Below are 8079 nucleotides of genomic sequence, written 5' to 3' on the forward strand. Positions count from 1 at the left end.
GGGGCCACGTGCGGCGAAAAATGCCACCCGAGGCGGAATCTTTAGTCCCTCCCCTCGCCGATTTCGGTTATGCAAGAACGCGGCAATCGACCCGCGTTCGCCTGCTTCTTGCGCGCCGACCGGATTCGTTCAGCCGGAGAATGCCCGACCAGAACGACATCACGCCGTGATGCGGCCTTGCGCCCCAGCACGTGGCGAACCGACAAGAAGCGACGCGCGTGCAGCTCTACCTCCCGATCGCCGACATTCCGGTCAATGTCTTCCTCATCCTGGCGATGGGCGCGGCGGTTGGATTCGTCTCCGGCATGTTCGGGATCGGCGGCGGCTTCCTGATGACCCCGCTGCTGATCTTCGTCGGCATCGCGCCCGCGGTCGCGGTTGCCTCGGTGGCAAGCCACATCGCGGCTTCCTCATTCTCCGGCGCGATCTCCTATTGGCGCCGGCGCGCGATCGACCCGCTGCTGGCGGCGGTGCTGCTGGTCGGAGGCACGATCGGCACCGCGCTTGGGGTGTGGACCTTCACTTTCCTGCGCTCGCTCGGCCAGCTCGACCTGATGATCGCGCTGTCCTACGTCATCCTGCTGAGCACGGTCGGCGGGCTGATGTTCTGGGAAGGCCTGCGCGCGATGCTGCGTTCACGGCGCGGCGGCCCGGTCACGCTGCGCAAGCCCGGCAGCCATGGCTGGATCCACGGCCTGCCGCTGAAGCTGCGCTTCAAGCGCTCCAAGATCTACCTCTCGGTCATCCCGGTCGTCGTGGTCGGGCTCGTGATCGGCTTCATCGGCGCGGTGATGGGCATCGGTGGCGGCTTCATCCTGGTGCCGCTGATGATCTATGTGCTGCGGGTGCCGACCTCGACCGTGATCGGCACCTCGATGGTGCTCACCCTCGTCACCATGGTGTTCGCGACCATGCTGCACGCGGTCACCAACCATCTGGTCGACGCCGTGCTGGCGCTGATCCTGATGATCGGCGGCGTCACCGGCGCGCAGTTCGGCGCCCGCGCCGGCCAGAAGATCCGCGGCGAGCATCTGCGCCTCTTGCTCGGCCTGCTCGTGCTCGCGGTCGGCATCCGCTTTGCGGTCGAGCTGGTGATCCGGCCGCAGGACCTGTTCAGCATCCGCGAAACCGGCGGAGCCCCGCCATGAGGCTGCGCGCGGCGCTTGCGATCATCGGCCTCGCTGCCAGCCTGTTGGCCGCACCCGCGCGCGCCGAGCGGCTGATCGTGTCGGTCTCCAACCACCGCGTCACTGTGACGCCGAACTATTCCGGCGGCGAGCTCGTGCTGTTCGGCTCGGTCGAGCAGGACGACAAGACACCGTCCAATCGCGGCAATTACGATCTCGTCGTCACGGTGGCCGGTCCGCGCGCCGACATGGTGACGCGGCGCAAGGAACGCAAATTCGGGATCTGGATCAATACCGACTCGCGCCAGTTCCTGCAGGTGCCGGGCTATCTCGCCCTTTTCTCCAATCGTCCGTTCGACCAGATCGCCTCGCCGGAGGTGCAGCGGCGGCAACAGCTCGGCCTCAACAACGTGCTCTTGATGCAGCGGGTCGGGCCCGACTTTGCCGACGTGGTGCCGAACGATCCCTTCCGCAGCGCCTTCGTCCGGCTGCGCTCCGAGCACGGGCTGTACCGCGAGGCGACCTCGGCGGTGACGTTCCTGACACCGACTTTGTTTCGTACCGGCATTCCGCTGCCGGCGGAGGTGCCGATCGGCACCTACAATGTCGAGATCAAGCTGTTTTCCGACGGTGCGCTGGTGACCAAGACCGAGACCGCCTTCGAGATCGTCAAGGTCGGCTTCGAGCAGTTCGTCGCCACGACCGCGCGGCAGAACGGCCTGGTCTACGGGCTCGTCACCGCGTTCATGGCGCTGATGACCGGCTGGATGGCCTCGATCGTGTTCCGGAAGGATTGATTTAGCGACCCTTCCGCTGCAACGAGCTTTCGAACGCATCGCTCAGGATCGAGAGGCCAAGATCAATCTCGTCATCGCTGATCGTCAGCGGCGGAGCGATGCGGAAGACGCTGCCCATGCCGGGCAACTGCACGATGTTGGTGCTCAGTCCAAGCTCCATACAGCGCTGCGATACAAGCGATCCGAGCGCTTCGTCGGGCTCCTTGCTGAGGCGGTCGCGCACGACCTCGATGCCTTGCATCAGCCCCCTGCCGCGCACGTCTCCGATACATTCGAACCGGTTCTGAAGGGCGAGCAGCCCGTCCCTCAGCCGCGCGCCCGCGATCCCCGCGCGCTCGACCAGTCGGTCGCGGAGGATGATCTCGATGACCTTCAGCCCGACCGCCGCCGGCATCGGATCCGACACATGCGTCGTGTAGAACAGGAAGCCCCGTTCGTGACAGCGCTCCTCGATTTCGGCTGACGTGACCACCGCGGCCAAGGGCAGCCCGGCGCCGAGCGTCTTCGACAGGGTCAGGATATCAGGCACGATGCCGTCGCGCTCGAAGGCGAACATGGCGCCGGTTCGCCCGAGGCCGGTCTGTGCCTCGTCGACGATCAGCAGCATGCCGCGCGCGCGGCACAATTCCTTCAGCGCGGCGAGATAGCCCTCCGGCAGATCGATCAGCCCGCCGGAGCTCAGGACCGGCTCGGCGATCATGCAGGCAAGCGAGCCGGTCGATTGGCGGTCGATGAGATCGAAAGCGTAGGCCAGCTCGGCCCGCCAATCGGCCGCATTGCCGAAGCGCGGGCGATAGAGGCTCGGCGTCGGGATCGCGAGCGAGCCGACCGGCGCGGGACCATAGCCCTTGCGGCCGGCCGAATAGGTCGCCCCGGCCGCGCCCGATGTCATGCCATGCCAGGATTGCGCGAACGCAACGGTCTCGAAGCCGCCGGTGGCGAGCTTGGCCATCTTGATGGCCGCCTCGTTCGACTCGCCGCCCGTGCTCAGCAGCATGACGCGATCGAGCCCCGGCGGCAAAAGCTCCGCGAGCTTTTCGGCAAGCGCGACGACCGGGCGCGTCAGCATGCCGCTGAACAGATGATCGAGCCGCTCGGCATGCTCGCTGATGGTCTGGACGATCTCGGGGTGACCGTGGCCAAGCACCGCGCTCATCTGCCCGGACGTGAAATCCAGGATGGCGCGGCCGTCGGCGTCATAGACGAAGGAGCCGGAAGCGCGCTCGATGATGACAGGAGCGAACGTCCCGCCATAGCGAATGAGGTGACGCCGCGCGCGATCCCAGAAGGATTTGTCGTTATTTCCAGCCATGCCCGTTTCCTTGCTGCTCGGTCGCCGCGATGAACGACCTTTGCAGCGCATCTTATGCACCCGACACAGCAATGACATTGCGATTTGAGATGCATTTTGTCCACTCTTCTGCGATAAATTGCGCAAAAGACGGCAAATGCGAAAGAAATGGGAACCACGATCGTGATCGACGAGATGGACCGGAAGATCCTCGACGTGCTGCAGGTCGAGGGCCGCATCACCAATCTCGAGCTGGCCGAACGGATCGGCCTCTCGTCCGCCCCCTGCATGAGGCGCGTCCGGACCCTGGAAGAGACCGGCATCATCAATTCCTATGTGGCATTGGTCGACCCTGCGCGAATTGGACTTGGGTTCGACGTGATCGTCGAAGTCCGCCTCAAGCAACAGAACAGGGAATCCTTCGCGCGCTTCGAGAAGAAGGTGATCGGCCTTCCGGAGGTCGTCGAATGCTGCATGATCGCCGGCGACTGGGATTACTCGCTGCGGGTCGTGTCCTCAGATCTCGCAAGCTATCAATCGTTCATCCTCGACCGCCTGATGCACCCGGACACCGATATCGCGAGCTACCGCACGACCATCATCCTGCGGAAGGTGAAATCGACGACAAAGATCGATAGCTCGCTGTTCTGATCCCAAGGATCAAACAAGCACCCCGACCCCCATCGCGATCACGCTGAGCGCCATCGCGCCGGTCGAAAGCCAGCCGAGCCGATAGAGCCACCCGCCGACAACGAAACGTCCCATCACCGCCTTGTGGCGGGCCATGACCATCAGCAGCACCATCACGGGCACGGCGAGCACGCCGTTGACGACCGCGCTCCAGTACAGCGCCGAGATCGGATCGATCGGCGTGAAGTTGAGCGCGATGCCGATGCCGCCCGACAGCGCCAGCACCGAATAGAACGCCATCGCCTCCTTCGGCTTGCGCGCCAGTCCGACTGGCCATCGCCTGCCCTCGCCGACGGCGTAGGCGGTCGCGCCTGCGAGCACCGGGATCGCCAGCAGGCCCGTGCCGACGATGCCGAGCGCGAAGACCACCTCGGCAAACGGCCCGGCGATCGGGCGCAACGCTTCGGCGGCCTGCGCCGAGGTCTGGATGTCGGTCTTGCCGGCGGCGTGCAGCGTGGCCGCAGCGGTAACGATGATCGACAGCGCGATCAGATTGGAAAACGCCATGCCGGTGACCGTATCGGCGCGGATGCGGGAGAACTCCTTCCGTGCGCCGTAGTGCTTGTCGATCAACGGATGCTTGGTGACGTCGACCCGCTGCTCCTCCGCCTCCTGCGAGGCTTGCCAGAAGAACAGATAGGGCGAGATGGTCGTGCCGAAGATCGCCACGATGGTGGTGAAATAATCGGAGCTCCAGGTCAGGCGCGGAACCAGCACGCCAGCCAGCGCCTGCATCCACGACACCTTGGCGAATGCCAGCGCCGCGACATAGGCGAACAGGCTGAGCGTCAGCCATTTCAGGACGGCAACATAGCGGCGGTAGTTCATGAAGATCTGAGCGGCGACCGAGGTCACGCCGAACAGCACGACGTAGAGGACGGCCGGACCGCCGATCAGGAGCCTGGTCGCGTCCGCCATGGCCGACAGGTCGGCGGCGATGTTGACGGTGTTGGCGATGAACAGCAGCGTCACCACGATGACCAGCAGCCAGCGCGGATAATGCCGGCAGACATTGCCCGCTATGCCATGCCCGGTGACACGGCCGACCCGCGCGGAGATCTCCTGGATTGCGGTCATCAGCGGGAACGTCAGCAGCATGGTCCAGCCGATGCCGTAGCCGAGTTGTGCGCCGGCCTGGCTGTAGGTGCCGATGCCCGACGGATCGTCGTCGGAGGCGCCGGTGATCAGGCCCGGGCCGAGCGACTTCACGACGCGCTTGAAGCTGAACGGCTCGCGCCGCGGCTTCGCCGCCGGCGCATCTTGATCCTTGTCGTGTTGCGAGATCGTCTCTTGCCGCGTCATGTCCGGTTCCAGCCGTCTGACAACGGACCGGATACCGCCAAGGTTCCTGGGATGAAACCTAGGCCTCGATGACCGTGGCGACGCCGGGCGCGAGGATGCGCAGACGGCGGCCGAAGCCGAGCGTATCGAAGCTCGCGCGCAGGTCACTCGCGTCCTGCCGGAAATGCGCCCAGCCATCGGTATGAACGGGCACGATGACCGCGTCCGCAAAGGCGCGCGCGGTCTCGATGGTGTCGTTGGTATCCATGGTGAGATGGAACGGGCCGCGGGTTTGCGCCGCGCCCGCGAACGGCAGCACCACGCCGCAAGCAAAGCGCCGCGCGACCTCGGCAACACCGTCGAACCAGGTGGTGTCGCCGCTGACATAGACCGGACGGCCGGGCTTCGCCGGCTCCAAGACGAAGCCGACGACGTCGCCGGACAACGGCTCGATGCCCGCGGGCCCGTGCCGCGCCGGCGTCGCGGTGACGGTGAGCGTCCGGCCGCCCTTCGTCAGGGTGGTCGAGATCCAGGGCGCAAAACCCTCGGCGTTGCCGCCGAGCCGTTTGGCGCCGGCCTCCGTCGTCAGCACGCGCTTCGCCTCTTTGAGAAAATCCCGTCCGGAATGGTCGAGATTGTCGGAATGCTGATCGTGGCTCAGCAGCACCGCATCGATCTCGCCGACGTCGCGCGCGCTGAGCGCGGGGCCCGTCAGCTTCTCCAGTTTCACGTGCGGCAGTTGATAGTCGCCGGGCGCATCGAAGGTCGGATCGGTGAGCAGGCGGAACCCGTCGATCTCGATCAGGGCGGTCGGGCCTCCGATCAGGGTGATGGTGATGCTCACGTCACACTCCTCTTGGGCGAAGCCGCGGCGGGGCGGGTCACCAGGTAAATGCCGAGTGCGACCGGAATGATCCCGAGCAGGTCGCGAAATTCGACATGCTCGCCGAGCACGAGATAGGCGAACAGCATGCCGAGCGGCGGCATCAGGAAGTGATAGGCGCTTGCCGCGGTCGCGCCACACACTTTCAGGAGATGAAACCAGAGCAGATAGGCGAGGATCGAACCGCCGAGCACGAGGAAGGCGAAGGCGCCGGCGAGCCGCATGCTGGGCACGATGTCGCCGACGCTGGAGAGCGTGAAGGCGAACGGCATCACCGCAAGGCCGCCGGCGATGTTCTGGATGCCGTTGCCGATCCACAGGCTGCCCTTCGGCGCCAGCAGCTTGAACAGGACGGTGCCGGCGACGATCGAGGCGAGCGAAGCCAATGTAAACAGGATGCCGTGCGGGCTGTCGGTGCCGACCTTCATGCGATGCCAGACGATGAAGGCGACGCCGACGATGCCGAGCACGAGACCAGTTACCTTGCGCAAGGTCATGGTCTCGCCGAGGAACAGCGCGGCCAGCATGGCGGTGAATACCGGATTGGCCGAGACGATCAGCGCGCCGAGGCCGGCGGAGACCGTCTTCAGGCCGGTATAGCCAAGGCCAAGATAGAGCGCGTTGTTGGCGACGCCGAGCACGGCGAAAACTGCCGCGTCGCGCCAGGTGAGATCCCATTGATCCCGGCGCAGCAAGGAGATGCCGAGGATCAGCACTCCGGCAAGCGAAAATCGCGCGGCGAGCAGGATCAGCGGCGGGCAATCGGTGACGCCGATCTTGCCGGCGACGAAGGCGTAGCTCCAGAGCAGGCAGAACAGGGCGATCAGCAGTGGCAGGGTGTTGAAGCGGGCGCGAGGGACGGACATCGAGGTTGCGGCGGGCGAGCTTGCAGAGGACATGGCAAATTCTCCTTCGCCCGATGATCTAGGCCCACGCCTTGTCATTTGGAAATTAAATGATAGACTGACATCCAGTGGATTTATGGATGGAGGCTGCGATGCTCGACCTGGAGCTGCTGCGCAGTTTCGTCTCGGTGGTCGACGCCGGCGGCTTCACTCGCGCCGGCGAGCGCGTCCACCGCACGCAATCGACGGTGAGCCAGCAGATCAAGCGCCTGGAGGAGGATGTCGGCCAGGCGCTCTTGATCCGCAGCGGCAAGGACGTCACCCCGACGGAGGCCGGCGAGCGGCTGCTGACCTATGCGCGGCGGCTGCTGTCGCTCGCGGAAGAGGCCCGCGACGTGCTCTCGCGCCCCGGCAGCGAAGGCGCGATCCGGATCGGCATCACCGAGGATTTTGCGGCCTACCGGCTGACCAAGCTGCTGGCGACCTTCGCGCGCAGCCATCCGAATCTGCGGCTCGACGTGCGCTCCGGCCAGAGCCTGTTCCTGTACCGCGATCTGGAGCGCGGCGATCTCGATCTCGCGCTGATCAAGCGCGCCGCCGATGAGAAGGGCGGCATCGCGGTGTGGCCGGAACGGGTGCACTGGGTCACCAGCAAGAGCCATCCGCGCGACACGGCGACCGGCTCGGTGCCGCTGATCGGCTTCGCTTCCGGCTGTCTCTATCGCGCCCGCGCCATCCATGCGCTGGAGAGCGCCGGCCGCAACTGGCACATGGCCTACACTTCCTCCAGCCTCGCCGGCATCCAGGCCGCGGTCGCCGCAGGCCTCGGGCTCAGCATCTTATCCGAAATGTCGATCCAGGCCGAACATCGCGTGCTGACGGCAAAAGACGGCTTTGCGCCGATCGAACGGACCGAAGTCGCCCTCATCGCCGCCCCCGAAGCCAGCCCCGCGACGCTGCGGCTTGCGGATCGGCTGGCTGAGTATTGCGAAAGCGTGCAGGCGAAGGCGGCGTAGCGGCGATGCTACACTCTCCATCCCGTCATCCTTGTAAGTCTCGAATCGCCGGATCGGCTAGAATGGCCGGCGCGGTGACGGACGGGAGACCGCTTCATCCCAGGGCATCGAAGCCCGAACCTCAGCGCGGCGCCCCGTCCGTTGTTCCA

8 protein-coding genes are annotated in these 8079 nt (G+C 65.5%); 4 read left to right on the forward strand and 4 right to left on the reverse strand.

Annotated features, from left to right (window positions below):
• Window positions 1-218: 218 nt before the first annotated feature.
• Window positions 219-1148 (forward strand): sulfite exporter TauE/SafE family protein, encoded by a 930-nt coding sequence (locus AC066Y_RS26370; RefSeq protein ID WP_478276400.1) that lies wholly within the window; start codon window positions 219-221, stop codon window positions 1146-1148.
• Window positions 1145-1924 (forward strand): TIGR02186 family protein, encoded by a 780-nt coding sequence (locus AC066Y_RS26375; protein ID WP_478276401.1) that lies wholly within the window; start codon window positions 1145-1147, stop codon window positions 1922-1924. The genes AC066Y_RS26370 and AC066Y_RS26375 overlap by 4 nt, the downstream gene beginning before the upstream one ends.
• Before the next feature lies 1 nt (window position 1925).
• On the opposite strand, the gene AC066Y_RS26380 is transcribed toward AC066Y_RS26375, so the two are convergent.
• On the reverse strand, window positions 1926-3236 hold the full coding sequence (locus tag AC066Y_RS26380) for an aspartate aminotransferase family protein (protein WP_478276402.1): 1311 nt from the start codon (window positions 3234-3236) through the stop codon (window positions 1926-1928).
• Window positions 3237-3383: 147 nt separating this feature from the next.
• Here AC066Y_RS26380 and AC066Y_RS26385 point away from each other — a divergent pair, with 147 nt between their 5' ends.
• A complete protein-coding gene (locus AC066Y_RS26385) occupies window positions 3384-3866 on the forward strand; it encodes an Lrp/AsnC family transcriptional regulator (protein ID WP_478276403.1) in 483 nt (160 codons plus the stop codon).
• A 9-nt stretch (window positions 3867-3875) separates the two neighbouring features.
• Here the strand turns inward: AC066Y_RS26385 and AC066Y_RS26390 are convergent, their stop codons facing one another.
• The 3 genes from AC066Y_RS26390 to AC066Y_RS26400 are packed head-to-tail and all read right to left on the reverse strand — an operon-like array spanning window position 3876 to window position 6968.
• A complete protein-coding gene (locus AC066Y_RS26390) occupies window positions 3876-5207 on the reverse strand; it encodes an NRAMP family divalent metal transporter (protein ID WP_478276404.1) in 1332 nt (443 codons plus the stop codon).
• A 58-nt stretch (window positions 5208-5265) separates the two neighbouring features.
• Complete coding sequence (locus AC066Y_RS26395; protein WP_478276405.1) at window positions 5266-6030, reverse strand: MBL fold metallo-hydrolase; 765 nt, start codon at window positions 6028-6030, stop codon at window positions 5266-5268.
• Window positions 6027-6968 carry a DMT family transporter gene (locus AC066Y_RS26400; RefSeq protein WP_478276406.1) on the reverse strand — a complete coding sequence of 314 codons (942 nt, stop codon included), beginning with the start codon at window positions 6966-6968 and terminating at the stop codon, window positions 6027-6029. Before AC066Y_RS26400 ends, AC066Y_RS26395 begins: the two co-directional genes overlap by 4 nt.
• Window positions 6969-7066: 98 nt before the next feature.
• Between AC066Y_RS26400 and AC066Y_RS26405 the strand changes: the two genes are divergently transcribed.
• On the forward strand, window positions 7067-7930 hold the full coding sequence (locus tag AC066Y_RS26405) for a LysR family transcriptional regulator (protein WP_173640404.1): 864 nt from the start codon (window positions 7067-7069) through the stop codon (window positions 7928-7930).
• The last annotated feature ends 149 nt before the right edge of the window (window positions 7931-8079 follow it).

It is taken from the genome of Bradyrhizobium sp. USDA3010 (genome assembly GCF_056429065.1).

Bases quoted from the DNA above. Each gene is read 5' to 3' on its own strand.
- AC066Y_RS26375 (WP_478276401.1), top strand. From the start codon at position 1,145: ATGAGGCTGCGCGCGGCGCTTGCGATCATCGGCCTCGCTGCCAGCCTG.
- AC066Y_RS26380 (WP_478276402.1), bottom strand. From the start codon at position 3,236: ATGGCTGGAAATAACGACAAATCCTTCTGGGATCGCGCGCGGCGTCAC.
- AC066Y_RS26385 (WP_478276403.1), top strand. From the start codon at position 3,384: ATGGGAACCACGATCGTGATCGACGAGATGGACCGGAAGATCCTCGAC.
- AC066Y_RS26390 (WP_478276404.1), bottom strand. From the start codon at position 5,207: ATGACGCGGCAAGAGACGATCTCGCAACACGACAAGGATCAAGATGCG.
- AC066Y_RS26400 (WP_478276406.1), bottom strand. From the start codon at position 6,968: ATGTCCTCTGCAAGCTCGCCCGCCGCAACCTCGATGTCCGTCCCTCGC.
- AC066Y_RS26405 (WP_173640404.1), top strand. From the start codon at position 7,067: ATGCTCGACCTGGAGCTGCTGCGCAGTTTCGTCTCGGTGGTCGACGCC.